The sequence below is a fragment of the Posidoniimonas corsicana genome, assembly GCF_007859765.1.
Taxonomy (GTDB): Bacteria; Planctomycetota; Planctomycetia; order Pirellulales; family Lacipirellulaceae; genus Posidoniimonas; species Posidoniimonas corsicana.
In genome coordinates, this window is the sequence record NZ_SIHJ01000008.1 from 13,339 (window position 1) to 39,023 (window position 25,685).

20 protein-coding genes are annotated in these 25,685 nt (G+C 67.8%); 13 read left to right on the plus strand and 7 right to left on the minus strand.

Annotated features, from left to right (window positions below; genetic code table 11):
* The first annotated feature begins 27 nt into the window (after positions 1-27).
* Positions 28-1,896, plus strand: a complete 1,869-nt coding sequence (locus KOR34_RS25530; protein ID WP_146568984.1) for a sulfatase-like hydrolase/transferase — start codon at positions 28-30, stop codon at positions 1,894-1,896.
* 7 nt (positions 1,897-1,903) lie between these two features.
* On the opposite strand, the gene xerD is transcribed toward KOR34_RS25530, so the two are convergent.
* Positions 1,904-2,842, minus strand: coding sequence for a site-specific tyrosine recombinase XerD (gene xerD, locus KOR34_RS25535; RefSeq protein ID WP_146568985.1), 939 nt, complete (start codon positions 2,840-2,842; stop codon positions 1,904-1,906).
* Between the two features lie 167 nt (positions 2,843-3,009).
* Between xerD and KOR34_RS25540 the strand changes: the two genes are divergently transcribed.
* Together KOR34_RS25540 and KOR34_RS25545 are read left to right on the plus strand one after the other, a co-directional pair.
* A complete protein-coding gene (locus KOR34_RS25540) occupies positions 3,010-4,233 on the plus strand; it encodes a lysophospholipid acyltransferase family protein (RefSeq protein WP_146568986.1) in 1,224 nt (407 codons plus the stop codon).
* A gap of 127 nt (positions 4,234-4,360) precedes the next feature.
* On the plus strand, positions 4,361-5,401 hold the full coding sequence (locus KOR34_RS25545) for a 3'-5' exoribonuclease YhaM family protein (protein ID WP_146568987.1): 1,041 nt from the start codon (positions 4,361-4,363) through the stop codon (positions 5,399-5,401).
* Between the two features lie 13 nt (positions 5,402-5,414).
* On the opposite strand, the gene KOR34_RS25550 is transcribed toward KOR34_RS25545, so the two are convergent.
* Positions 5,415-7,025, minus strand: a complete 1,611-nt coding sequence (locus KOR34_RS25550) for a cation:proton antiporter domain-containing protein (RefSeq protein WP_146568988.1) — start codon at positions 7,023-7,025, stop codon at positions 5,415-5,417.
* Between the two features lie 181 nt (positions 7,026-7,206).
* Between KOR34_RS25550 and KOR34_RS25555 the strand changes: the two genes are divergently transcribed.
* Both KOR34_RS25555 and KOR34_RS25560 read left to right on the plus strand, forming a co-directional pair.
* Positions 7,207-7,530, plus strand: a complete 324-nt coding sequence (locus KOR34_RS25555; protein WP_146568989.1) for a hypothetical protein — start codon at positions 7,207-7,209, stop codon at positions 7,528-7,530.
* A 101-nt stretch (positions 7,531-7,631) separates the two neighbouring features.
* Positions 7,632-8,309 carry a PEP-CTERM sorting domain-containing protein gene (locus KOR34_RS25560; RefSeq protein ID WP_146568990.1) on the plus strand — a complete coding sequence of 226 codons (678 nt, stop codon included), beginning with the start codon at positions 7,632-7,634 and terminating at the stop codon, positions 8,307-8,309.
* On the opposite strand, the gene KOR34_RS25565 is transcribed toward KOR34_RS25560, so the two are convergent.
* Positions 8,291-8,734 carry a GNAT family N-acetyltransferase gene (locus KOR34_RS25565; protein ID WP_146568991.1) on the minus strand — a complete coding sequence of 148 codons (444 nt, stop codon included), beginning with the start codon at positions 8,732-8,734 and terminating at the stop codon, positions 8,291-8,293. The genes KOR34_RS25560 and KOR34_RS25565 overlap by 19 nt on opposite strands.
* 457 nt (positions 8,735-9,191) lie before the next feature.
* Here KOR34_RS25565 and KOR34_RS25570 point away from each other — a divergent pair, with 457 nt between their 5' ends.
* Positions 9,192-9,446, plus strand: coding sequence for a LuxR C-terminal-related transcriptional regulator (locus KOR34_RS25570; RefSeq protein WP_146568992.1), 255 nt, complete (start codon positions 9,192-9,194; stop codon positions 9,444-9,446).
* Positions 9,447-9,591: 145 nt separating this feature from the next.
* On the opposite strand, the gene KOR34_RS25575 is transcribed toward KOR34_RS25570, so the two are convergent.
* Both KOR34_RS25575 and KOR34_RS25580 read right to left on the minus strand, forming a co-directional pair.
* Positions 9,592-10,074, minus strand: coding sequence for a hypothetical protein (locus KOR34_RS25575; RefSeq protein ID WP_146568993.1), 483 nt, complete (start codon positions 10,072-10,074; stop codon positions 9,592-9,594).
* 40 nt (positions 10,075-10,114) lie between these two features.
* Positions 10,115-10,651 carry a PSP1 C-terminal domain-containing protein gene (locus KOR34_RS25580; protein WP_146568994.1) on the minus strand — a complete coding sequence of 179 codons (537 nt, stop codon included), beginning with the start codon at positions 10,649-10,651 and terminating at the stop codon, positions 10,115-10,117.
* 569 nt (positions 10,652-11,220) lie between these two features.
* On the opposite strand from KOR34_RS25580, the gene bioB reads away from it, so the two are divergent.
* The 3 genes from bioB to KOR34_RS25595 all read left to right on the plus strand — a co-directional run bounded on the left by bioB (position 11,221) and on the right by KOR34_RS25595 (position 16,809).
* Positions 11,221-12,258 carry a biotin synthase BioB gene (gene bioB, locus KOR34_RS25585; RefSeq protein WP_146568995.1) on the plus strand — a complete coding sequence of 346 codons (1,038 nt, stop codon included), beginning with the start codon at positions 11,221-11,223 and terminating at the stop codon, positions 12,256-12,258.
* 401 nt (positions 12,259-12,659) lie between these two features.
* Complete coding sequence (locus KOR34_RS25590) at positions 12,660-15,461, plus strand: DUF11 domain-containing protein (RefSeq protein ID WP_146568996.1); 2,802 nt, start codon at positions 12,660-12,662, stop codon at positions 15,459-15,461.
* A gap of 148 nt (positions 15,462-15,609) precedes the next feature.
* Positions 15,610-16,809 (plus strand): hypothetical protein, encoded by a 1,200-nt coding sequence (locus KOR34_RS25595; protein ID WP_146568997.1) that lies wholly within the window; start codon positions 15,610-15,612, stop codon positions 16,807-16,809.
* On the opposite strand, the gene KOR34_RS25600 is transcribed toward KOR34_RS25595, so the two are convergent.
* Positions 16,806-17,300 carry a DinB family protein gene (locus KOR34_RS25600; RefSeq protein WP_146568998.1) on the minus strand — a complete coding sequence of 165 codons (495 nt, stop codon included), beginning with the start codon at positions 17,298-17,300 and terminating at the stop codon, positions 16,806-16,808. The genes KOR34_RS25595 and KOR34_RS25600 overlap by 4 nt on opposite strands.
* 41 nt (positions 17,301-17,341) lie before the next feature.
* Positions 17,342-18,685: a glycoside hydrolase family 28 protein gene (locus KOR34_RS25605; RefSeq protein ID WP_146568999.1), complete on the minus strand. Its 1,344-nt coding sequence runs from the start codon at positions 18,683-18,685 to the stop codon at positions 17,342-17,344.
* Between the two features lie 378 nt (positions 18,686-19,063).
* Between KOR34_RS25605 and KOR34_RS25610 the strand changes: the two genes are divergently transcribed.
* The 4 genes from KOR34_RS25610 (at position 19,064) to KOR34_RS25625 (ending at position 25,656) form a co-directional block, all read left to right on the plus strand.
* A complete protein-coding gene (locus tag KOR34_RS25610) occupies positions 19,064-20,344 on the plus strand; it encodes a Gfo/Idh/MocA family protein (protein ID WP_197531747.1) in 1,281 nt (426 codons plus the stop codon).
* Positions 20,345-20,565: 221 nt separating this feature from the next.
* Positions 20,566-22,173, plus strand: a complete 1,608-nt coding sequence (locus KOR34_RS25615; protein WP_146569001.1) for a sugar porter family MFS transporter — start codon at positions 20,566-20,568, stop codon at positions 22,171-22,173.
* A gap of 695 nt (positions 22,174-22,868) precedes the next feature.
* Positions 22,869-24,335, plus strand: coding sequence for a hypothetical protein (locus KOR34_RS25620; RefSeq protein ID WP_228714769.1), 1,467 nt, complete (start codon positions 22,869-22,871; stop codon positions 24,333-24,335).
* A 277-nt stretch (positions 24,336-24,612) separates the two neighbouring features.
* Complete coding sequence (locus KOR34_RS25625) at positions 24,613-25,656, plus strand: hypothetical protein (protein ID WP_146569002.1); 1,044 nt, start codon at positions 24,613-24,615, stop codon at positions 25,654-25,656.
* The last annotated feature ends 29 nt before the right edge of the window (positions 25,657-25,685 follow it).

Consider the following 25,685-nt stretch of genomic DNA (forward strand, 5'->3'; position numbering starts at 1 on the left):
GTGAAGAGATAGGGGAGGTTGAGTTCGATGGCCCGTTGTTCCTTGCTATTGCTCTTGATCCTCGCCGGCGGGGCGGCCGCCGCGGATTCGGCTCGCCCCAACATCCTGTGGATCTCGGTCGAGGACATCGGCCCCCACCTGGGCTGCTATGGCTACGCGCCGGCCAAGACGCCCACACTCGACGCGCTGGCGGCGCGGGGCGTGCGGTACGACAACGCGTTCACCACCTGCCCGGTCTGCGCCACCAACCGGTCCTCCATCATCACGGGCATGTACCCGACTTCCATCGGCACGCTGCACATGCGCTGCAAGTCGAGGCTGCCTGCCGGCGTGCGGTGCTTCCCGGCCTATCTCCGCGAGGCGGGCTACTACTGCACCAACCAGTCGAAGACCGACTACAACCTGGTGGACGCGGGCGACCCGTGGGACGAGTCGAGCAAGCGTGCCCATTGGCGCGGCCGCGGCGACGGTCAGCCGTTCTTCGCGGTGTTCAATCTGACCAACACGCACGAGAGCAAGGTGTGGCCGCGCGGCGCCGCCCACCGTCGGCAGACCCCGGACCTGACCGCCGCGGACCGGCAGGACCCCGGCGAGGTTGCCCCTCCCCCGTACCTGCCGGACACCAGGCCGGCGCGGCGCGACTGGGCCAACTACCTGGAGAACATCACCCAGGCCGACTACTACGCCGCGGAGCTGCTACGCCAGCTCCGCGAGGACGGCCTCGAGGACAACACCATCGTGTTCTTCTGGTCCGACCACGGCGCCGGACTGCCCCGCAACAAACGCTGGCCGTACGACTCCGGCCTGCGGGCGCCACTGATTGTCTACGTGCCGCCGTCGCTGCGGGCGGAGGGGCAGGGCCAGCCGGGGATGGTCGATGAGCAGCTTGTCAGTTTTGTCGACTTCGCGCCCACGGTGCTGAACCTGCTTGGCCTGCCGGTGCCCGACCACATGCAGGGCAGGGCGTTTCTGGGCGAGGATCTGGCGCCGCCGCGCGACTACGCCATCGCGACCCGCGACCGGATGGACGAACGGATCGATCTGATCCGTTCGGTCCGCGATCAACGCTACCGCTATATCCGCAACTTCATGCACTGGAAGCCCTTCACGCAATGGATTGGGTACGGGGAGCGTAATGCCACGATGAAGGAGCTCAGGCGCCTGGCCGCCGCAGGCGAGCTGCCCGTAGCGAGCCGCCTGTACATGTCGGACCGCAAGCCGATGGAGGAGCTGTACGACCTGCAGCAGGACCCGCACGAGTTGGTCAACCTGTCCGATCGGCCCTCGCCGGAGCACCAGCAGGTGCTCGCCCGGATGCGGGCCGAGCTCCGCGAGTGGCAGCTCGCCACCGGCGACCTCGGCTTGATCCCCGAGCCGATCATGCGGCAACGCGAGGCCGAGCTCGGCGATTGCCGGCAGATCTACCGCGAGCCGCAGGCCAAGCAGAGCCTGGGCGCGCTGCTGCGGGCGCTCGCCCCCGGGCTGACGGAGGATGAGCGTAGCGAACAATCCCAGGCCCTGCTTGCGGCGGACGATCCGGTCCAGCGGTACTGGGGCGTCAAGCTGGTGGGCGAGCTGCCGGAGGACCCCAGCCTACCGGGCGCAACGAAAGAACGGCTGGCCGAGCTGCTCCGCGATCCGGCGGGCGTGGTGCGGGTGGCTGCCGCGGCGGCGCTGCTGCGCGGCGGCGCCGCGTCGCAACCAGCGGCGGTGCAGGCGTTGCTCGACGAGCTCGTCGGCGCCGACCCCTGGGTGCGCTACCACGCGGCGCTTGCGCTCGACGAGCGTGCAGGCGACTTACCAGACGTAGTAGCGGCGATGAAATCGGCGGTCGACGATCGGAACGAGTACGTCGTTCGCGTCGCGGAGCGGGTCCTTGAACGGGCGGCGCCGTAGCCGCCGCTTACGCCCGTGGGTGGAACGAGTCGTGCACCTTCTTCAGGCGGGTGTGGTCGACGTGCGTGTAGATCTGCGTGGTGGCGATGCTGGCGTGGCCGAGCATCTCCTGCACCTGCCGCAGGTCGGCGCCGCCGCCCACCAGGTGCGTGGCGAAGCTGTGCCTGAGGCTGTGCGGGCTGAGCTTGGCGGTCACCCCGGCGGCCGCCGCGTACTTCTTGATCAGCTCCCAGATCCGCTCACGCCCCAGCCGCTGCCCGCGGGTAGAGAGGAACAGGAACTCCGAGGCGGGCTCGCGCCGCTCGGCCAGTTTGGGCCGCTCTTTTTCTTGGTACTCGACCAGCAGCGCGACCGCCCGCTCGCCCAGCGGCACCACGCGTTGCTTGTCGCCCTTGCCGTGGCAGACGCAGTAGCCGTCGTCGGGGTGCACGTCGCGGCCGCGGAGGTTGGACAGTTCCGACACGCGGGCGCCGGTGGCGTAGAGGGTCTCGAGGATGGCCCGGTCACGCCGCCAGAGCGGCTCGCCCCGCACGGGGGCCGACAGCAGCTGATCGATCTGGGCCGGTGAGAGCACGGTCGGCATCCGCTGCCACAGCTTCTGCGAGCTGAGCAGCTCCGCCTGGTTGTCGTTCAGCAGGCCCTCGAGCTGCAGGTAGCGGAAGAACATCCGCAACGACGCCACGTGCCGCGCGATGCTCGACGGCGCCAGGCCCAGCTCGTTCATGTGCCGCGGGTAGTCGGACAGGTCCGACACGGTGAGGCTCTCGAGCCGCCGGCCCGCCAGCCAGCCGAAGAACCGCCGCATGTCGCGGCGGTACGCGGCCACCGTGTTGTCCGACAGGTGGCACTCGCTGGCCAGGTAGCGGGTGAACGCCTCGACAAGCCGCGTCGCCTCCTCGGCGGAGGCTTGGCGTTTCGGCTTGATGATCTTCTTGCGCGGGGCCATCGTTTTGTTGATCGGCGGGGCGTCCGCCGTGCCGAAAACCCCCCTAGGGTCGAAACCCCCGGGCTGGTTATCCTGGTGAGGGCTGTAACGGTTAGCCGAAGCCTGCAGCCGGCCGCTCACGCCGCCAACCCTGGCGGCGCCCCTTCAAGTTAGCGTCGCGACGCGATATGCAGAACATCATCCTGGAAGAGCCGTACGAATTTGTCCCGCCGATCGAGTCGCGATTCTGGACCTGGGCCATCCGCTTCTGGCTCAAGCGGTACCTCCGCAAGGTGTTCTCGGTCACCAGCTTCGAGGTCCGCGACGCGGCCAAGCTGCGGGCGTCGATCGACGAGGGCAAGGGCGTTATCGTCGCGCCCAACCACAGCCGGCTGTCGGACCCGATGGTGCTGGGCATGCTGTCCAAGGAGGCCGGCACCCAGTTGTTCGCGATGGCCAGCTGGCACCTGTTCATGCAGAACAAGTTTGAGCGGTTCCTGATCCGCCGGATGGGCGCTTTCAGCGTGTACCGCGAGGGGAACGACCGCACGGCCGTCAACTACGCCATCGATATCCTCGAGAAGGGCCGCCGGCCGCTGGTGATGTTCCCCGAGGGCGCGGTTAGCCGGCACTGCGACCTGCTGATGGACCTGATGGACGGCCCCGCCTTCATCGCGCGGCAGTCGGCCAAGAAGCGCGAGAAGCAGGGCAAGCCGCCGGTGGTGATCCACCCGGTAGCCATCCGCTACTACTTCGACGGGGACGTGGAGGCCACCATCGGCCCCGACCTGGATGCACTGGAGCACCGCTTCAGCTGGCACCCCCAGAAGCACCTCACCCTCACCCAGCGGCTCGGCAAGCTGGGCCGCGCGATCCTGTGCGCTAAGGAGATCGAGTACCTCGGCTTCGCCCGCGAGGGCGACCCCCACGAGCGGGCCGACCAGCTGATGCAGGAGGTGCTCGCGCGGCTGGAGGAGAAGTGGGGCACCGCCGGCAAGGAACGCGGCGTGGTTGGCCGGGTGAAGCTGCTGCGCACGGTGATCCTGCCCGACATGATCGCCAATAAGGTCACGCCCGAAGAACGCGACGCCCGCTGGCGCGACCTGGCCGAGTGCTACTACCTGCAGCAGCTCGCCCACTACCCGAAGGGCTACATCGGCGGCGGGGCCGACCTGCCCGAGCGGCTGCTGGAGACCATCGAGCGGATGGAGGAGGACTTCACCGACGAGTCCAAGTACCACGGCCCGCTGCACTGCGTCATCCAGGTGGGCGACCCCATCACGGTCGACCCGGTCCGCGACCGCTCCGCCCCCCGCGACCCTGCCATGGCCGAGGCGCAGCGTTCCCTGCAGGGCATGCTCGACGCGCTGGTCGCCGAGCGCCGCGCCGCCCTGGCCGAGCGGGCGGGGTAGGGCGCCGCCGGGCCGGCCTCGGTGGCCGCTGCTCCCCAACCCGCCGCCCACTCCGTTAGACTAACCTCCGAACCTCGGCGCCTGGGCGTTGGGGCGGTTCAAGCAACACGCTGAGGAATCCAGAGCATTGCCAGAGCTATTCGACAAGACCGGTGAGTCCTCGCCCATCACGCCGCTGGGCGACCTGACCAACGGTCAGGAGGCCGACTTCTTCGCGCTGCTGGCCGACAAGACGCAGCTCACCACCAAGGACGGCAAGCCCTACTGGCGGGTCACCTTCCGCGACGCCCGCCGCGACGTCAGCTTCCCCGTCTGGAGCGACGCGCCGCTCTTCGCCAAGTGCAACAGCGAGTGGCAGGTCGGCGGCTTCTACAAGCTGCGGGCGCTGTACCACGAGACCTCCTACGGCCCGCAGCTGGACATCCGCCTGATCCGCCCGGTGGAGGAGACCGACAAGGCCGACGGCTTCGACCCGACTATGTGCCAGCCGCGGTCGCGTTTCGACTTCGAGGAGATGTTCGCCGACCTCCGCGGCATCGCCGAGGAGCGGATCGCCGAGGGTCCGCTGCAGACGCTGGTGCTCGGGCTGCTGGACCAGCACCGCGACGACCTGCTGGTCTGGCCCGCCGCCAGCCGCAACCACCACGCGTTCGCCGGCGGGTACCTGGAGCACGTGCGGAACGTGGCGACCAACGCCGTAATGCTGGCCGAGCGGTACGCCGAGATCTACCCGGACATGGACCCGCCGCTGGATGTCGGCATGGTGGCGGCCGGCGCCGCGCTGCACGACATCGGCAAGCTCCGCGAGCTGCGCAACTCGCCGGTCGGCGCCGAGTACACCGCGTCCGGGTCGCTGGTGGGCCACATCTTGCAGGGCCGCGACATGATCCGCGAGGCGGCCGCCGAGATGCAGCGCGAAGGGCAGGACCCGCCCGACGCCGAGACCATGCTCCGCCTGGAGCACATCATCATCAGCCACCAACGCCTGCCGGAGTGGGGCAGCCCCAAGCCCCCCATGACGCCCGAGGCGCTGATCGTCCACTACGCCGACGATACCGACGCCAAGCTGCAGATGATGATGACCATCCTCGCCGAAACCGACGCCGACGCGGCGCTCAGCTCACGCCGCAATGTGCTGGGGCAGCAGGTGTACCGGGGTGGGGAGTAGGGCGGCAGCCCCGTTAAACCCGATCGCTCGTCAGCCGCCCTTCAAGTTCCGCCACCAGCCGCTCGTAGGTCATCCGTTCTTCGCTCACCACCAACGCGGCGCCGGCGCGGTGCAGGGCGTCGACGCTGCCCTGGTAGCGGCACCGCACCACCACGCTGGCCGCGGCGTTGAGCTGCCGCACGGACCGCACGATGCCCAGCGCGTCGGCGTCGGTCGGCACGCACACCACCACCATGCCGGCGTCCGGCACGTGCGCGGCGCGCAGGGTCTCGGCGTGGGTGGCGTCGCCCGCCGCGGTGGCGAAGCCTAGCTGGCTGAACGGGTACAGGTTCACCGGGCTGCGGTCGACCATCGTGACCTCCACGCCGCGGGTCTCGAGGAAGCTGGCCACCTGCTTGCCCACCGGGCCCACGCCGATCACCACGGCCATCTGCGGGCGGCTCAGCTCGGTGCGGGGCGTCTGGGGCGATTCCTCCTCGCGTCCGTCGGTCCACTTCAGGCCGATCCGCAGCACGATCGGCGTGGCGATCAGCGTGCCCAGCGCCACGGCCGACATGTGCTGGTACGACGCCCGGCTCAGCACGCCGGCCTCGGTTGCGATACGGCCCAGGAAGAACGCGAACTCGCCCACGTGCGCCAGGCCTAGGCCCATGCCGAGGGCGGCCCGCGGCCGCAGGCCGGTGACCGCCAGCGCGATGGCGGCCGCGGCCAGCTTCAGCCCGGCAAGGCCGATCGCCATCGGCACGATCCAGCCGACGTTGATGTCCTTGTCGAGCAGCAGGCCGAGGCTGATGAAGAACACCGCGGCGAAGGTTTCGCGGAACGGCAGCACCAACGCGTCGACCTGGGCGCTCCAGCGGTTGCCGCCGAACAGCAGCCCCGCCGCAAACGCGCCCAGCGCCGCGGGCAGGCCCAGCTTGTGCGCGAACAGCGCCATCCCGCCCAGCACCACCACGGCCATCAGCACCACGAGGTCCGGGCTGCGGAACGAGGTGAGCGCCGGCGCCAGGTAGCCGCTGATCACGATCCGCGCCAGCAGCACCGCGCCGATGAACGCGCCGGACGCCAGCGCCAGCTCGGCCAATTCGGAGAAGCCCGGGGCGGCGCCCCCCTGGATGAGCGGCACCAGCAGCAGCAGCGGCACGAGCGCCATGTCCTGGAACAGCAGCACGCCGATCGCCCGCCGCCCGTGCGGCGTGGACGTCTGGCCGAGCTCGCCCAAAGCCTTGAACACGATGACCGTCGAGCTGAACGACAACGCCGCGCCCAGCAGCAGCGACGCCGGCAGCGACAGGCCGGCCCAGTAGCACGCCAGCGCGACCGGCGCGGCCACCAGCAGCATCTGCAGGCCGCCCCCCACCGGCAGCCGCCAGGCGAGCGGCCGCAGCTCGTCGATGGAGAACTCGAGCCCCACGGTGAACAGCAGCAGGAACACGCCCGCCTCGCCCAGTACCTCGATCTCGTGGTTGTCGGTGCGGATCAGCTCGAACCCGGCGTCGCCCAGAACCACGCCGGCCAGCAGGTACCCCAGGATGGTCGACACCCCCAGCCGCTGGCACGCCACGTTGGCCAGCAGGCCCGTGGTGAGGATCATCAGCAGGTCGGTTAGGACGTGGTCGGGCATCGGGTGGAGGCGGGGCTTCGTGGCGGCGGGCGCCGGGGTACAATCGGTCGCGAGCCCGGATTGTCGATACCGGGCGGCGGATTATCTAGGGGCGAGGTCGGCCTGGCAGGCCGCTCGCCGCCCACCCGCAACCGGCCGATCACCCTGCACAGCAGCACCCCCAAGCATAGCTCTCTCCCGCATGGCAACGCGACGCGAAAAGATCGAGGCGATGCTCGCCGACGACCCCACCGACACGTTCCTCCGCTACAGCCTGGCCATGGAGCTAGACAAGGAGGGCGAGCACGAGGCCAGCCTCGCCAAGCTAGCTGAGCTCTCGCAGGATGAGCCGCCGTACGTGCCCGCCTTCTTCATGGCCGGGCAGCAGCTCACCCGGCTGGGCCGCGTCAACGACGCCCGCACATACCTCCGCGACGGCATCGACGCCGCCCGCGCCCAGGGCGACGCGCACGCCGCCGGCGAGATGAGCGAGTTCCTGGCCAGCCTCGGCGACCTGGGCGAGTAGCGGTCCCGTTGCTTGAGCGCCGCCGCCGACCCGCCTAGAATCGAGCCCCTCGTCTGCTTGCAATTCTTCTCTGAGACGGCATCGACTTGGGAGGGCGGCTAATGCGATTCTCTTGCTGCGCGGTGTTCCTGGCCGCGCTGACGCCGGCGTGTTCGCTGGCGAATGTTCTGTTGGCCGACTCGGTCGCGGAATTCTCCAATGTGCAGGGACAGGACAGCTGGCTGTACGGCTACTACAGCGGGCCCTTCACGCCCGACAACTTCCAGCAGATGCCCGAGTACGACGCCGCCCGCGAGCGGTGGCAGGTCGATGGCACGCACCCGTTCCCCTTCTTCTGGACCATGCTCGATCGCCAGGGCGGGCACCCCAATGGGCTGACCACCAGCGGCGAGATCCAGCCGGCCGAGCACTGGGCCGTCCGCCGCTACGTGAGCGAGGCCGCCGGACCGGTGACGATCGCCGGGGTGGTGGGCGACATCGACCCCCGCATTGGCGGGCAGGGGCTGATCGCGAGGATCTTTGTCGACGGCCTGGAGGTCTACACGCGCAACCTGGCCAACGCCGAGTCGCAAGTTCCCTATCAGGTCGAAGCGGCGGTCGCGGTTGGTTCGTTCATCGATTTCGTGGTCGATCCGAAGAACTCCAACGACTGGGCCGACCGGTTCCAGTTCACCGCGGTGGTGACGACCGTGCCCGAGCCCGCCTCGGCGGCTCTGCTAGCGGCGGTGCTGGCGCCCGTTGCGTCGAGGCGGCGGCGGAGCTACGCGTCCGGCTCGTAGTTCCGCATCCTGCGGTGGTCGATCCCCGCGTCCTGGTAGACCGGGCCGTAGGCGGCGAAGCCGAGCCGCTCGTAGAAGCCGATCGCGCTCACCTGGGCCTCGAGGTAGAGCCTCGTGTGGCCCAGCTCGGCCAGCGCGGCGATGGTGTGTTCCAGCAGCCGCCGTCCGACGCCCCGGCCCCGGTAGGCCGCGTGCACCACAAAGCGGGAGATCTTCTGGTGCTCCGGCAGGTCGATCACGCGCAGCGCGGCCACCAGGTCGCCACCGACAAGTGTGACATAGTGCACACTCTTCAGATCGAGCTCATCGTACTCCAGCTCGGGCGGCACGTGCTGCTCATGGACAAACACGTCGCGCCGCAGCTTGTGGGCCAGCCACGCCAGGTCGGAAGAGGGAGGTGCGATAGCGATCAGTTCGGTCGACATAACGCCAGCATAATAGCAGCTCTTCAGGCGGGTGGGGGCAATGCCATTGCCCCATCACTTGATGATGAGGGGCAGCGTCCGGTCGACGCTGTCGAGAATGAACGACGCTCGCCGGAAACACGCCGAAGATCGGGCGCCAAGCGACGACATTCTGCGCTCACCAGGTAGTCGTTTGCACTCAATCCGCCTGTCTCGACCGCGTGGAGCACGGGGCGTTGCACGTTGCCGAACGAGGTCGAGTTGCTGCGCCGCACTGTGCCTGCGCGGCGTCGTCAGTTGCACACTTTGCAGTACTCCGAACGATGAGCCTCAACGGCGCCCGCCCGGAGTTCGGCGACCCGTCCTGCCAACGGCGTAGGTGAAAGTCAACGTTTTTTTCCTCGCCATTCGCGTAATCGCTGGTAAAAATAGAAGCGGGGACACGCATTGCGTTACTCTTCATAGAAGGTGGGTCAGCATGAGTGTGGATCTTACACAGCACGAGAGAGAGTTGCTGGAGCTCCTCATCGGCGGCGCGTCCAACAAGGTTGCCGCGCGTCAGCTCGGCATCGCGCTGCGGACGATGGAGCTTCACCGTCAGAAGCTGATGAACAAGCTTGGCGCCCGCTCGGCGGCGCAGCTCGGCTACCTGTACGCCGATCTGAAACGCCGTGAAGGCGGGCAAGCGACTTCGTCGGCGGCGGAGCCCGTTAGTCGGGCGATGGCGATCTAGCGACCGCGGCTGCTCCTTTTCGATATTAGGCCACGCGTCGTCTCATCTCACAGGCCTAGTCGAGCGTACCGCGTTGTTGGTTCTGCTCCGTTACCAGACTCTTGAAGGACGCCACCGGGCGGGCCTTGCCGCCGGAGGTACGGGCTCAGGTTGCGGCATCGTCCGCCGCCGCCGGTCCGCGCCCGCCGCGTGCAAGCAGCTTCCCGTGGTGGGTGCTCATGAGCTGCGCGTCCGGCCGGATGCCGACGCGTGGCAGATCCAACCGGTCGGCGTCCCAGCACGTGCCGATGGTGAGGTCGCCCGTTGTGAGCCCGTCGTTGTGCCCTCGGCAGGCGTCCAGCAAGAGCAGTAATTGTGTTGCTTCTATCTGGAACGCGTCGCCGTGCAGCGACTGGACCAGATCAGCGGCGCGCCTGCCATGGTCTGGGTCGTGCCCCTCGTTGCGCCGTTCGATGTCGTGGAACAGTGCGAAGAGCCGAACAACGGTCTCGTCGGCGCCATTCAGTCGGCAGAGGCGCCTGCCGTTAATCTCCACGTTGCGCCAGTGGTTCGGCCCATGTAGTGACCAATCGCCCAAGGAGAAATGAGCGATCGCTAGATCGCAGAGGGCAGGGTAGTCGACGGACATGTACCGATCGTGTGGAGGTGCGCGGTCGGCAGGTACAACGCTACTTCTTGCACGCGCTGGCGACGGCGCAGCCGGCGCACGAGTCGCAGCCGCCTTGGCCCTTGGCCTCTTCGGTGCCGCAGCCGGGGCCGCAGCCCTCGGTGAGTGTTTCGGCGAAGCGGCCGATCTGGGCCTTGGCCTCGTACGCCTCGGAGAGCTCGGCGGTGAGCGCCTCGACCTCGGGCGACACCTCGCCCAGGAAGTGGAAGTACAGGCCCTGGCCGTCGAACAGGTGCTCGACGTCCATCAGCACCGCGTCCAGGTTACGCTCCGCGAGCAACGCGACGCAGGCGTCGTAGGCCTCGCCGCGGCGCTGCTCCAGCCGCTGGCTGAGCAGGTGGTCCTGTGGGGTCATCGCCCGCAGCAGCTCGCCGTCGGTCGCGGCGGCGGCCGTATCACAGGCGGAGAGCACCTCGCCCGTTTCCAGGCCGCGGGCGGTGCGGACGATCACCCGCCGTCCGCGTGGGTAGCGGGCGCTGTCGGTTGAGCGGAAGCGGCCGACCTCTCCGTGCAGGCCGACGCGGACGTAGTGGTGCATGCCGTGACTTGAGTGAGAACTGGTGAGGCGCCCCTATTGTTACGCGAAGGCGGGCCGGGGGCTATGCGTGTTGGCCCGGTTGCGAATCGCCGGGTCGGCCCAGTTTGTCGTAGCAAACGGCCACCCGGCGCGGTCCAATAGAGGGTTGGCCGGGCGTCTGCGCGGCCGGGGTGGACTCCAGACCCGCCGTTCAGAGCGGTAGAGCGGCTCCCGGGCGCCGCGGCAAGTGCGGGGGCGGCCATGGTAGTTCGCGCAGATAAGGGCGGAATCGTGGCGTGGGTTGGGGGCCGGAGACCGCCCCGTGGTTTTGGCCCCTGCTGCGCTCAAAAACGGACAAAACCCCGCTGGTCCGTTTCCCCGCAAACGATGAAGACCCTGCTATATAAGCGTGTGAGGGCGGTCTTAGGAGAAGTAGGCCCAGAGTTTTGTCCGCTTCGCTCGTTTTTTTGGACAAAACTAGGCGGCCAAAACGGGCCGAACATGGAGGAGTCGGCGGCCGTCGGGACTTGCCACGGGCGGGGCCGGCTCGGGATAATGCCGGGCTACTTTTTTCGAACTACGGAGCTGCGATGTCCGAGACGCTTGATTGCCCGACCGCCAATGCCGCCCCCACCGCCAGCCGCTGGCAGGCCCTGGCCGACCAGGTGCTGGCCGGCGAGCCGCTGACCGCGGAGCAGGCCGGCGAGGTGCTGGCCTGCCCCGACAGCGAGCTGCTCAACCTGCTGGACGCGGCGTACCGGGTGCGGCGGCATTACTTCGCCAACCAGGTGCAGCTGTACCTGCTGATGAACGCTAAGAGCGGCCTGTGCCCGGAGGACTGCGGGTACTGCTCGCAGTCCAAGGACAGCCAGGCGGAGATCCCCAAGTACAACATTCTCAGCCGCGACAAGCTGATGGACGGCGCCCGGGTGGCCAAGGAGCGTGACGCGCGGACCTACTGCATCGTGATCTCCGCCCGCGGCCCCAACGAGCGGGAGATGAAGGCCGTCGAAACGATCGTGCCGGAGATCAAGGAGAAGTACGGCCTGCACATCTGCGCGTGCCTGGGCCTGCTGACCGACGACCAGGCCCAGCGGCTCAAGGCGTGCGGCGTCGACCGGGTAAACCACAACCTGAACACGGGCCAGGGGCACTACGAGAAGATCTGCACCACCCACACCTTCGCCGACCGGGTCGACACGCTCAAGGCGGTCCGCTCGGCCGGCATGGAGATGTGCTCCGGCGGCATCGTCGGCATGGGCGAGTCGAACGAGGACCTGGTGAGTATGGCGATTGAGCTGCGCGAGCTGGGCGTGCACTCGATCCCAGTGAACTTCCTGATCCCGATCGAGGGGGTCGACATGCCGCACCAGGAGCACGTCACGCCGCAGTACTGCCTGAAGACGCTGGCCATGTTCCGCCTGGTCTGCCCGGACCGCGAGATCCGCATCGCCGGCGGCCGCGAGATGCACCTGCGGAGCCTGCAGCCGCTGGGGCTGTACGCGGCGAACTCGATGTTCGTGGGCGACTACCTGACCACCATGGGCCAGCCGCCTGAAGAGGACTACCAGATGATCCGCGACCTTGGCTTCGAGATCGTCAGCGAGTCTGAGGCGAGTGTTTGTTAGTGGGTGGTAGGTGGTAGGTGGTAGGTGGTAGGTGGTAGGTGGTAGGTGGTAGGTGGTAGGTGGTAGGTGGTAGGTGGTAGGTGGTAGGTGGTAGGTGGTGGCTGGTGGCTGGTGGCTGGTGGCTGGTGGCTGGGTGGCGACCGGAGTGACTTGGTGGTGGGTCACCCTGGCGGTAAGCCTTGCTAGCAGTGCCGGACGTTGCTCGGCTGCTTTGCCTATCCTTCCGGGGTGGGTTAACCGGTAGAAATCATCGTCTTTTGTTAACCGGCAGGGTCGTCGGCGCCGATAGACGGTGGATAGCGGGCGGAGTCTACCGTCACGCTGCGGCTGTAGCGCCTGTGGGGGGAACGCTAGCAGCCGCCGGAAATGCGGCGAACGCAACGCAAGGACGCGTATCCACCATGCGGCACATCACCCCCCTCGCTCTGATCCTGGCTGTCACCCTGTGCTGCGCGCCGTTGGCGTCGGCCCAAGAGGGGTCCCGCCCGTCGTTCGCGCAGCGGCTGGCGTCGCTCCGGCTGGGCTGGGGCGGATCGGACGAAGAGGAGCAGGATCCCCGTCAGGCGATCGAGGCCTCGGCCGCCCAGCGGCGGGCAGGCTCGGCGGCCGAGCAGGAAGAGCGGTCTGGCATCTCCGCCCGTTTGCCGCGGCTCGACCCGAGCGACCTGCTGCCCGGTGAGCGGTTCGCTGGATCGACCAACAACCGCACCACGCGCCGGCCGACGTCGGCTCACCTGAGGCACAACCGCCACGCGCAGCCGGACTCGACAAGCACCACCGCCGGGTCGGCCCGGTCGCGCATCATGCGTGATTTGCGGGTGCAGACTTCGTCGGAAACCAGCGAGTCGCCGCGGACCGCGTCGAGGACGCCAGCCCGCGACACCAATCCAACAAGCGCAGCCCCGGCGACGGGCAACCTGGCGCCCCGCCCGCAGGGGCCGGTGACCACGCTCGTGCCCGGTCGCAACCGCACCGCGCGTGCTGGCAGCGTGCTGTCCGCCGGCAACGGCGGAGAGGCCGGCCCCGCGCCGGAGGACGCGCCGTCCGCCACGCTGCCGCCGCTGGTCCGCGAAGCCGACCTGCGCCGCGAGCTGCTCGGCCCGGCGGCGTTCGCCCGGGGTGGTTCGACCAAGCCGCGTGCCGACGACGCGACCGCCAAGAGCATCGCCGCCGCGGTCGCCAGCAGCATGGCCGCCGAAGCGGCGACCGCCGACAGCGAAGACAACCAAACCACCGACGGAGCCTCGGACATCGAGGCGATCCTCGCGGCGGAGCCCGGCGAGACTACTTCGGACACTGACGAGGCCGCTGCGGTCGAAGAGCAGGTCGCCGTTGACTCGTCGGCTGAGCAGGCGCCGGCCCCCGAAGCTGAGCAAGAGGGCGGCGCCGACCGCTATGCCGCGGTTGGCCTGCCGCCGATCCCGACTGGGGATCAGGGCTCGTCCGACGGGACCGTCGCCGCGGCGCCCCAGGAAGACTGGCGCAACGCGGGACGCGCGACGCCGGCCGACACGATGGACGCCGTTAACAACGACCCCACTCCGATCGCCGGGCCGCCTGCCGCGGTGCAGCAGCCGGCCGGTGCCCAGGACGGGTTTGAGCAGGAAGTCGCCAAGCGGCGTTTTGAAGACACCGTAGAGCAGTCGATCGAAGCCCGCACCGCGGCGCCCCAGCCGGCGTGGGACGCGGCTCAGCAGAACCAGGCCCCGGCGCCGGTGGCCTCGACTGCCCTGGGCGCCAGCCGCGACGCCGACCTGCTGATGAGCCAGCGGATGCCACAGATTGTGTCGCGGGTGTCGGGCCCCAAGCAGATTGTCATCGGCCGCGAGGCGGTCTACCGGGTGACGATTGCCAACCGCGGCGACGAGACCGCCGACCAACTGGCGACCACGGTCACCGTGCCCGAATGGGCCGAGGTGGTGGGCTCGCGGAGCACGGTCGGCCTGGTGGAGCCGCCGGCGACGAGCGCCGGAGCGACCTCGGTGCTGTGGAAGATGGCCGAGCTGCAGCCCGGCCGGACGCAGCACCTGGACCTGAAGCTAGTCGCGCGGCAGGGCCGCCCGATCGAGCTGGGCGTGAACTGGAAGCATGCCCCGGTAGGGTCGCGGACCGTGGTTGAGGTGCAGGAGCCGAAGCTGGCCGTCGCGCTCGACGGGCCGGACGAGGTGCTGTTTGGCAAGCCGCAGGTCTACCGCCTGCACGTGTCCAACCCCGGCACCGGGCCGGCCGAGGACGTGCGGGTGCAGGTGGTTCCGCCCGGCGGCGGGCCGGCGTCGCAGTCGCTGGGGAACCTGCTGCCGAACGAGTCGCGCACGATCGAGTTCAAGGTGACCGGCGCCGAGGCGGGCGAGCTCAAGCTCCAGGCCCAGGCGGCGGCGATGGGCGGGCTGTCCGAGCAGACCAGCAAGAGCGTCTTCTGCCGCAAGCCGGAGCTGGAGGTCGACTGGCGGGGCCCGGCTCGGAAGTACGCCGGCGCGTCGGCGACCTACTACTTCCGCGTCCGCAACCCGGGCACGGCGACCGCCGAGGGCGTTGAGTTCCGTGTGAACCTGCCGCAGGGCTTCGAGGTCAGCAAGGCGAGCGGCAACGGCCGTGTCGACGCCGCCGGCCGGCAGCTGCAGTGGGGCGTCGGCTCGCTCCGCCCGGGCGACGACTACTACATGGAGCTGCAGGGCGTGATCAACCAGCCGGGCGCCAATGAGTTTGCGATGGGCGCCATGGACCGCGAGAGGATGGCGTCGTCCACCACGACCGCGACCACCGAGGTTATCGCGCTGGCGGACCTTAAGTTGGAGATCCGCGACCCCAAGGGCCCTCTGCCGGTGGGCCGCGAGGCGGTGTACGAGGTGCGGGTCCGCAACCGCGGCACGAGCGCCGCCCGCAAGGTAAAGATCGTCGGCCTGTTCTCCGAGGGCATCGAGCCGTACAAGGTCGAGGGCGCGCAGGCGAGCATCGCCGACGGCCGCGTCGCGATCCGCACGGTCGAGAGCCTCACGGTCGGCAGCGAGCTGGTGCTGATGATCCACGCGAAGGCGACCAAGCCGGGCGCCCACCTGTTCCGGGCCGAGGTGCTCTGCGAGGACCTGGACATCAAGCTGGCCGCCGAAGAGAGCACCCGCTTCTACACGGAGGAGCGCATCGACCTGGGCCAGGCGCCGGCGCGTTCGGCGAACATGGCCGACCGGTTTTCGACGCCCCGCTAGCGAACAGCCGCAAGAACTGCGAGCGGCCGCAGAGGTGCGAAGCGGGTTGCCGATAAGTCGCGGACAACCGATGCGCGCAACGCTCGGCCAAACTACGCAGCCGCGCTAGACTACTGGTTTGCTGCTCGGCCACGGAAGCTGCCCCTCGATGCCCCGCCTGCGACGCTTTGCTTTCATCCTGCTGCTGCTCGTTCCGGCGACCGCGCTAGGGCAGCTGCGCGTCGTGACCTGGAACACCAACGGCGGCGCCCGCAGCGGCATGCAAGACGTGCTCGCGGCGATTGGTTTGGAAGAAGTCAACGGCTTCGCCCAGCCGATCGACGTGCTCACGCTGCAGGAACAGTCCGGCGGCGACTCCGCGTCCATCCTGGCGTTGTTCAACAACCTCTACGGCGCGGGCGTCTACGAGGTTGCTCCGACGCCGGCGGCCGCGCAGAGCTCCGGCGGAGGGTTGCCGGGGCTGATCTACAACACACAGACAATCGACCTGCTGCAGGTAACGGCGTTCGGCTCGGTGGACACCAGCGCCCAGGCCCGCTCGACGCTGCGGTACCAGCTCCGTCCCGACGGCTACGACGACGATGCCGAGTTCTACGTCTACAGCAACCACTACAAGGCGTCGACCGGCGGCAGCAACGAGGCCCGCCGCAACGTTGAGGCCAATGCACTCCGCGGCGACCTGGACGCGCTAGGCGATGGCGTCGCGGCGATCCTGACCGGCGACTTCAACGTGTACGACAGCGCCGAGCCCGCTTACCAGACGCTGCTGTCGGCCGGTCCCGGGCAGGCGTTTGATCCGATTGACACGCCGGGCGACTGGCATGACGACCCCGCGTTCAAGTCCGTCCACACACAGAGCCCCACCACCAGCTCGCTGTTCCCGGGGCAGGTGACCGGCGGCATGGACGACCGGTTCGATTTTCAGCTTGTGACCGGCGAGCTGCTCGACGGTGTCGGCCTGGACTATTGGCCGGGCAGCTACCGGACCTTTGGCAACAACGGCACCCACCAGCTCAACGGCGCAATCACCAGCGGGACCGGCGCGTCGCCGTCGGTGCTGGCCGCGCTGCAGATGGCGAGCGACCATCTGCCGGTCGTCGCCGATTACCTGCTCCCGTCGCTCGGGCTGGCGGGCGACTTCAACGAGGACGGGCTGGTGGACTCGGCGGACTACACGGTCTGGCGTGACGGTTTCGGATCAGTCTACAACCAGCAGGACTACGACGACTGGCGGTCCAACTTCGGCGCGACCTCCGGGGTCGCGTCGTCGACGCCGGTCCCCGCGCCCGCCGCGGCCTGGCTTGTGCTGCTAGGCGCTCTGCTCTTGGGCGGCCGCAGGCGCTCCTAGAACAACGCCGCGTGCCCCGCCGCCCGCCGGCAGCTCGACAGCTGCGACAGGTGGAACGCGAAGTGGTTGGTCAAGATCAGCGTGGTCATCTGCGAGACCGTCTTGACCGGCGTGTCTTCCAGCAGCTCCACGCCGTGCGGGCGGGCCAGCAACTCTTCATCGGCAGCGGCCGCCAGCGTGTGCATCTTTGGGTAGGCCGTGTTGATCGCGGCCAAGAACGACTCCTGCGTGTAGGCGTCATCCGGCTCTACCTTGCCTGAGGACCCGGGGCCGAACACGGGTATCCACTCGCGGTGCGTCACTTCACCGCCGAGCAGCATGCACCCCATCTCCCCAACGATGGCCAGGTGCCCCAGGACCCACGCCGGCGAGTGCCCGTGGCCCGCCGCGCTCGCGTAGTGCTGGTCCGCGGGCAGGTCGGCCGCGATCCGGTCCAGGTACGCTAGCTGCATCTGGTTGATGGTGATGTCGTTGTCGAACGTCGTGTTCATCGCGGCCGATCCGTGGGGATTGAGTGGGTGGATTCAGGCGGCTACTCGTCGCCCATCTGCACGTTCTCTAGCGTGAGGTTCGCGACATCGCGGATCAGGCTTGGCTTCTTGGCGCCGCGGAAGTCGCAGTCGCGGAGCACGACGTCCTCGATCAGCGTCTCCGGCAGGCCCATCAGGTGCAAGGGACGCTTGCTCTTTTTGCTGACCACCCGCTCCAGCAGGATGTTGCTCACCTTGGGGAAGTAGTCTCCCTCCTCGTTGAAATACCGCAGGTTGATACGCAGCACCGCGTCGGAAACCTCGCCCACCTCGATGTCACGCACGTACATGTTCCGCAGGTAGCCGCCCCGGCGGGAGTTGGACTTCAGCCGGATGGCCCGCTCCAGGTTCGGGCTGTCCATCTGGCAGTTCTCGACAAAGATGTTCTCGATGCCGCCGGACATCTCGCTGCCCAGCACCACGCCGCCGTGGCCGTCCCGCATGGTGCAGTTGCGGACCACGATGTTCTGGCTGGGCGTGGCCAGGCGTCGGCCGTCGGCGTTGCGGCCGGACTTGATGGCGATGCAGTCGTCGCCGGTGTTGAAGAAGCACTCCTCGATCAGCACGCCGTCGCACGACTCGGGGTTGCAGCCGTCGTTGTTGGGGCCGTGGCTCTCCACCCGCACGCCCCGCACCGTAACGTTCTGGCACAGCACCGGGTTCAGGCACCACATCGGCGAGCGGTGCACGGTGATCCCCTCGATGAGCAAGTTCTTGCAGCGGTAGGGCTGCACAAAGTTGACGCGCATCTTGCGGCCCGACCCAAACCGACGCTCGGCGACCGGCACGTTGCGGTCGGCCATGTCGATCAGGTCGTTGCCGTCGTCGGTCCCGTTGCCCTTCCACTTCCACCAGCTCTTGTCGTCGGCCTGGCCGTCGATCGTGCCCTGGCCGGTGACCGCAATATTCTCCTGGTCCAACGCCCAGATGGGCGGCGAGAAGTTCATCAGCTCCGTTCCCTCAAACCGGGTCAGCACCATCGGCAGGAAGTCCTCTGGGTCGTTGCTGAACAGCAGCGTGGCGTCCTTCTCCAGGTGTAGGTTCACGTTAGAGAGCAGGTGCACCGGACCCTTCACAAACCATTCGCCGGCCGGCACAACCACCCGCCCGCCGCCGGCCTGGTTGCAGGCCGTGATGGCGTCGGCGATCGCCGCACGGCAGTCGCACTTGCCGCCGGGCTTGGCGCCGTGGGCGGTGATCGGGAAGTCCTTGTCGGCGAACGTCGGTGGCTGGATCTTCTCTAGCAACGCGGGCAGCTGATCCCACGGCGAGTCCGCCAGCGCGGGCGCGCAGGCGGCGAGCAGCAAGAGGCACGTGAACAGTCGGTTGATTGATTGATAGGCCATAGGAGCTTCAGGATAAGGTGACACGAGTAGTTGCGGGCGTCGGCACGATTCTATCAGCTCGCCAAGGCGGCCAGCAACGAACGGTCGCGGGGATTGCAACCATGCCCGCCCGACCTGCGTTGGCGGGAACCTCGCTGGCCCGCATCGAGTACGGCACCGGCCTGGACATCGGGAGTCTGGACGGCGGACGCCTGATCCCGCATTGTGCTGCGCCACGCGCAGTCCTGACTCTCGTTCGCGCACCAAGCACCGTTCCTGGGGCGTCGATGCGTTACCCTGGGTCAGAGCGACACGGCGGCCCATCGCCGCCCGCCCCCTCCACCCCGGCCAGCTAGGCTCACGATGAGCCGCTCCCCGCCCAGCCTTCAGGAGCACCGCTTGAACCCTATCGATCGTCGGACCTTCCTGCACGCCGCCGCCGCTTCCGGCGCCCTCACGTCTGCCGCACCCTCGCTCGCCAACCCGGCCAGCAGCGACGTCACCTTTGCGCTGATGGGCGCCAACAGCCGCGGGTCGCAGCTCGCCAAGCGGTTCCTCAAGTTCCCCGGCGTCCGCTTCGCCTACGTGTGCGACCCGGACGAGCGGGCGCTTGCTAAGGGGCTCAAGACCATCGCCGACAACGACGGCGGCCGGCCGCGGGGAGTGAAGGACTTCCGCACCGCGCTCGACGACCCCCACGTCGACGCCTTGATCTGCGCGGCGCCCAACCACTGGCACGCCGCCGCCACGGTAGCCGCGTGCGCGGCCGGCAAGCACGTCTACGTCGAGAAGCCCTGCACCCACACCGCGTGGGAGGGGCAGGTCATGCAGGACGCGGCGGAACGCTCGGGACGCGTGGTGCAGGTCGGCACTCAGCGACGCAGCAGCCCGATGTACCAAGAGGTAATGCAGAAGGCCCGCGAAGGCGTCATCGGCGAGGTGCTCTACGCCAAGTCGTGGTACCTGCGGGACCGACCGCCGATCAAGCTGCAGGCGGCCGACGGTCCCCCCGCCGGGCTCGACTACCGCCTGTGGCAGGGGCCGGCGCCAGACCGGAACTACCAAGCAGGCCTGCTGCCGTACAACTGGCACTGGTTCTGGCACTGGGGCAACGGCGAGATCGGCAACAACGGGGTGCATATGATCGACCTTTGCCGCTGGGTGCTGGGGATGGACCTTCCCGAACGAGTCAGCTGCGACGCCTCTCAGCTCAGGCCTGGCGACCAGCGGCAGACCCCCGACAGCACCGTGGCCGTGTACGACCAGGGCGGCAAGCGGATTGTCTGGGAAGGGCTCAGTTGGTCCTCGCCCCACCAGACCGCCGGCGGGGTGGGCATGGAGTTCCGCGGGACGCAGGGCACGCTGATCGTTGGCGACAACGGCTACGAGGTCTACAACGCCGGACGCGAGCTGGTCGAACGCCAGCAGCGCGGCGGCGTCGGCGACGATGAGCACTGCATCAACTTCCTCTCCGCCGTCCGCAGCGGCGCCGCGGTCAACGCCCCGCTCGACGAGGGCTGCCGCAGCGCGCTGTTCTGCCACCTGGCCAACATCGCGTACCGCACCGGCGGCGTCCTCGCGACCGACCCGCAGTCCGGTCGCATCAACGACAACCCGGCCGCGATGCGGCTGTGGGACCGTGAGTACCAGCCCGGCTGGGCGCCGCAGGAGCTTGGCTAACCCACTGCCGGGCGTTGCACTGCGTCAGCTTCTTTTTGGCTGACTGGGCCGCGGATTCAAACGCGGCGGAACCGGGCCGCTGCGCGCTCGCGTGGGTGGGCAGTTTTACGGTGCGCACCACGCGGCCCGGCCTGCTACACTGTCGGGCCCTTGTCTAGCGGAGTGTCCTGGAATCGCGGGGGATTCCGCTGCATTTCTAAACTTTCTGAAGGCGATTGTGCATGGGGCTATCTCGTAAACTGCTGAGCAGCGCGGTGGTCGCCGCGTTGGGCGGGTTCCTATTCGGTTTCGACACGGTGGTGATCTCCGGCGCCGAGCAGACGATCCAGTCGCTCTGGTCGCTCAGCGACACGATGCATGGCCTGGCCACCAGTGCGGCGCTGTGGGGCACGGTGCTGGGCGCCCTCACCGGCAGCATCCCCACAGACCGGCTCGGACGAAAAGGCACGCTGGGCTGGATCGGCGTGCTGTACTTCGTCTCGGCGGTGTGGTCGGGCATGGCCGGTGGGCCGTACTCGTTCATGATCGCGCGGTTCATCGGCGGCGTGGGCGTTGGCATCTCGACGGTCGCCGCGCCGCTGTACATCGCCGAGATCGCCCCGGCCGAGTGGCGCGGCCGGCTGACCGGCATGTTCCAGTTCAACATCGTGTTCGGCATCCTCATGGCGTTCCTCAGCAACTACCTGCTGAAGACCAGCCTGAGCGGCGACGCCTGGCGGTGGATGCTGGGCGTCGAGGCAGTCCCCGCCCTCGTGTACACCGTGTTCACGCTCGGCATCCCCGAGAGCCCGCGCTGGCTGATCGGCTTCCGCCGCGACTCGGCCGCTGCGCGGCAGGTGCTGACCAAAATCCAACCCGCCGCCGCCGACGCGGAGATCGACGCGACGGTCGCGGAGATCGAGAACGCCGCCCACTCCGAGGAGTCCGCCAGCGGCGGTTCGGCCTGGCCGCGGTGGCTGGTGACCCCGATGCTGCTGGCCTTCACCATCGCGTTCTTCAACCAGCTATCCGGCATCAACGCGGTGCTGTACTTCGCCCCCCGCATCCTCGGCATGACCGGGTTGGGCGAGCAGGCGTCGATGATCCAGTCGACCGGCATCGGGCTGGTCAACCTCCTGTTCACGTTCGTTGGGTTGTGGCTGATCGACCGGCTGGGGCGGAGGAACCTGATGCTGATCGGCTCGGTGGGTTACATCGCATCGTTGTCGCTGATCGCGGCCGTGTTCTTCGCCAAAGCCGCGCCGTTCGGCGTCGCGGCCAACGCCCTCGAGGCCCAATCCGCCTATGAGGAACTGGCCGCCGCGCAGTCCACCGACCAAGCCGACCTGGAACCGCTCCGCCAGCAGGCCGACTCCGCACGCGAGCGACTGCTCGCCGCGACCGCAAACGCCGACTACCCGCCCGGGACCGCCACGCTGCCGGCCGATTCCGACCCCGCGGCGCTGGCCGTCGCGGCCGGTTTGCTGGCGGAGCAGGCTTCCGAGGCGGCCGGCAGCGGCGGCGCGCTGGTGCTGCTGGGCATCTTCGCGTTCATCGCGTCGCACGCGGTGGGGCAGGGCGCCGTGATCTGGGTGTTTATCTCCGAGATCTTCCCCAACGAGCACCGCGCGGTTGGCAACTCCATCGGCTCCGGCACGCACTGGGTATTCGCCGCGCTGGTCACCATGGCGTTCCCGGTCGCCGCCGGCGCGTTCGCGCCGGGCTACATCTTCGCGTTCTTCGCGTTCATGATGGTGCTTCAGCTGCTGTGGACCCTGACCCTCATGCCCGAGACCAAAGGCGTGCCGCTGGAGGAGATCCAGCAGCGGTTCGCGTCGCGGGCGGCATAGGGTAAATGCTGCGGGCAACCTGGTCTGCTGTCGGCAACAGTGGAACCGCCTTGCTTAGCGACCCGACTTTTGTCCCTTCTGGCGCTATCGATTTTTAGGGACAAAAGTCGGCCCCCATCTCGGGCCTGAGAATGCGTTTCACGCTTGTATAGTAGTGTCTAGGGCGTTGCGGCTGGTCGGCCCAGGGGCGACTTTTGTCCACCAATGGCGCGGCATAGGGACAAAAGTCTCGCGGGCCGCTGCCGCCGTGCCCTCCTCTCGCTTCTGCGAGTCGCTAAAGACCGGTCGTCGGCTCATGTTTCTCCCGGATTAACGCCTCCCGACAGCCGCGCACATCACGCCGCATACCCCTGTTTTTAAGGCGCCAGGTGGCCGGTTTCTACTCAAAAGTGCAGCGAGAAACGGGAGCAAGTGGCGGTCCTTCTCGCGGATATCAGCGGTCACCGCCTGCCGGCGCCTTGTGGCGGCCGTGCAACGACAAGGCCTCCGAACGGATTCTCACCAATCAGAGGTTGCATCAAGCCGGCGACTGCGCCGGAACGCTCACAACGGGCCAAAAACTACGCCCAATCAGCGGAGCAATCGGCCGCCTGCGGGGTTCCATCCGCACGCGGCGCCGCGCAGTCAACGGCAACACATAGCTCCGGCGCCGCCGCACCGTACCCGCTCATTCCCCAATCCCCACGGCGCCGACCTTGATCCGCACCCGCTCTGCCTGCCTGCTCGTTATCGTCGCCCTGCTGCTGAGCCAACGCGTGGCCGATGCGCGGCACTTCGTGCTCACCATCGGCGGCGGATACTCCCCCGAGGGCAACCAGGCCTCGCTGGAAAAGAACGTGCAGTTCTTCCAGCGCGTCCTCGCCGGCCAGCCGAAACGCGTCCACCGGCACGACATCCTGTTCGCCGACGGGCTGGACCCGGGCAAGGACCTGCTGGTCCACGACCCGGAGCTCGTCCCGCTGGCCAACCGGCTGATGGCGGAGTTCTTCGGCAGCACCCGCGACCTCGGCCTGGAGTACCGCGACCACCGCGTGGCGGGAGTGCGCAACGCGTCCACCCCGGCGAACGTCCGCGCCTGGTTCGCCGAGCACGGCCCGCAGATGCGCGACGGCGACAAGCTGGTAGTCTACGTGACGGCCCACGGCCACCGCAGCCGCGACCGGGGCCGCCCGTACAACACGTCGATCGCGATGTGGGACGACTCGTCGCTGCGCATGGCCGAGTTCGCGGGCCTGCTCGACGACCTCGACCTGCGGGTGGACGTGGTGCTGGTGATGGTGCAGTGCTACACGGGCGGGTTCTCCCACCTGATCTACCGGGGCGGGGACCCGGAGCGTGGCCTGTCGCCTCAGCGCCGCGTCGGCTTCTACGCCACCGTGCACGACCGCCCGGCTGCCGGCTGCACGCCCAGCGTCGACGAGGGCAACTACGTCGAGTACAGCACGTACTTCTGGGCGGCGGTGTCCGGCAGGGACCGGTTCGGCGAGCCGATCGAAGAGCCGGACTACGATCGCGACGGCCGGGTCTCGATGGAGGAGGCCCACGCGTACACGATCCTCACCGCCAACACCATCGACCTGCCGGTCAAGACCTCCGGCGAGTACCTCGGACGCGAGAGCGCGTTCGGCGACGACGACAACGACAACCTGCTGCGGGAGGACGAGCCGTACAGCGTGGTGCTCGAGCACGCCTCGCCGGTCGAGCGGGTGCTGCTCGCCAAGCTGTCGGAGAAGCTGGAGCTGGACGGCGAGGACCGCTTGGAGGACGCGCGGCGTTCGGCCCGCCCCAGCCGCCGCCGGCGACGCGGCCGCGGGCCCCGACCGGCCGTCACCAAGAACCGCATCGCCGCCGACTTGCTGGAGCGTTGGCCGGAGCTCGCCAACACGATGAACCCGGTGAGCATCGAGCTGGTCACCACCCGCCAGCAGGAGTTCATCGACGCCGTGCAGAACCACCCGCTCTACGAGCGCTACCAACGCGAGTCGGAAGAAGACCGCGCCCGCCCCGATCAGCAGCAGACCCGCGTGCAGTTCGAACGGCTGCTCCGGGTGGCCGACAACGTCATCCTGGCCGAAAACCTCCGCCGGCTGAACCAGCCCGAGAAGGTGCGAGAGCACGAGCGGCTGGTCGCGGCCGAGCGGGAAGTGTTTTTGTCGCCGTAGTTGGCCTGCCCGAAGATGCTGCCGAGCACAGGTCGGCACTCTTTGAGCATGCGCGACCCATCGGTCAAACACAACGGATGAAGCATTCCCGTTGGTAGTCCGCCCAGCTCCTGCAACCCAGGAGCTGTGCCGGCTGGGATGCTAGAGTGGTAGTTGCCCAGACGCACATTACCAGCAACCTGGGTGGTGGCGCACGAGTGGAGTCTGCTACCACCGAGATGGGGTTTCCCCGCCGATCGACAGTCGCAGATCTCTACCGAAGTCCATGAGGTACCGCGTGTACCGCCTATTCCTCGCCGCAGTTCTAGCCAGCACTTTGACCTTTGGGATTGGGGAACTGCGCGCTGAGGTGGCGCCGCTTTGGTCAACCGTGAAACTGGTAGATGGCGCCGCACTCCCGGTCCTTCAAAGTTGGAAATGGATGTCAATGCCCGGCCGGGCATCGCTTGTGGCCGTGCAGATAACCCGTCGGGATCTAGAGGGTGGCCTGTCGCAGCAAACATTTCCGTTTCGCAATTTGGTTAGGGGAGATGCTGTAGCTGAAATCACTAGGGTGTACGCTGGCGACGAGAGACTCATCTCGCGGCAAGCGGTCATCCGAGTGATTCGCGGCGGAAGGAAGGCGGCTGCACCACCGTTTCAGAGTGACTCGATTCCGTCGGAAGACGGTCGAGGCGTGTGGCTAGTTGTCAAGCACAGAGGTGACTTGCGTGGCATCAGATGTATGGTCGCGAACGCGTCCTTCCCCGTGTACGACAAGGCAGAGGTTCCGGCACTACATGATTTCGGTGTCTGGGAGCTGGATGAGATCGAAGAGTTTGCAAATCGAATCGAAGTAGTCAAGAAAGAGGGGCTTCCAACTGCTGACCACATTTTGTCGCTGGCAAGTGCCGACAACAGGTGCATTGCTCAGTGGGCGGCCGGGCTCGCGACAAGCGGCGCCGTTGAGCTTACAGAAGAACAGCTAATGGCAATTTGCAAGAGTCGCGAGGCAAACGCACTAGCTCAGTCTCAGATCGACGATTGCCTCATCTCGACCCCGTCAACAGCAAAGAGTTGGCGGACCCATGAAGTGCGTAAGGAGATGTATCGGCGGTGGCTTCAGCTTAGCGAGGCGTCATTCCGCGACATTTACATTGGGTACCTTCAGGCTTGCTTCAAGGACTGGGACGACCGAGGATTTGGCGACGAAGCCTTGGACCATCTCGTTTCAGACGCACTCGGCCATCATCAACGGACTTCCATCGAGTGGAAGTCGCTCCATCAAATGTTCCCAAAAGTCCGGCCCCCTAGCACCACCATCACGTTGCCCGCAGAGTAGGGATGCGCTCGCGCGTTCCCTGGACGAAG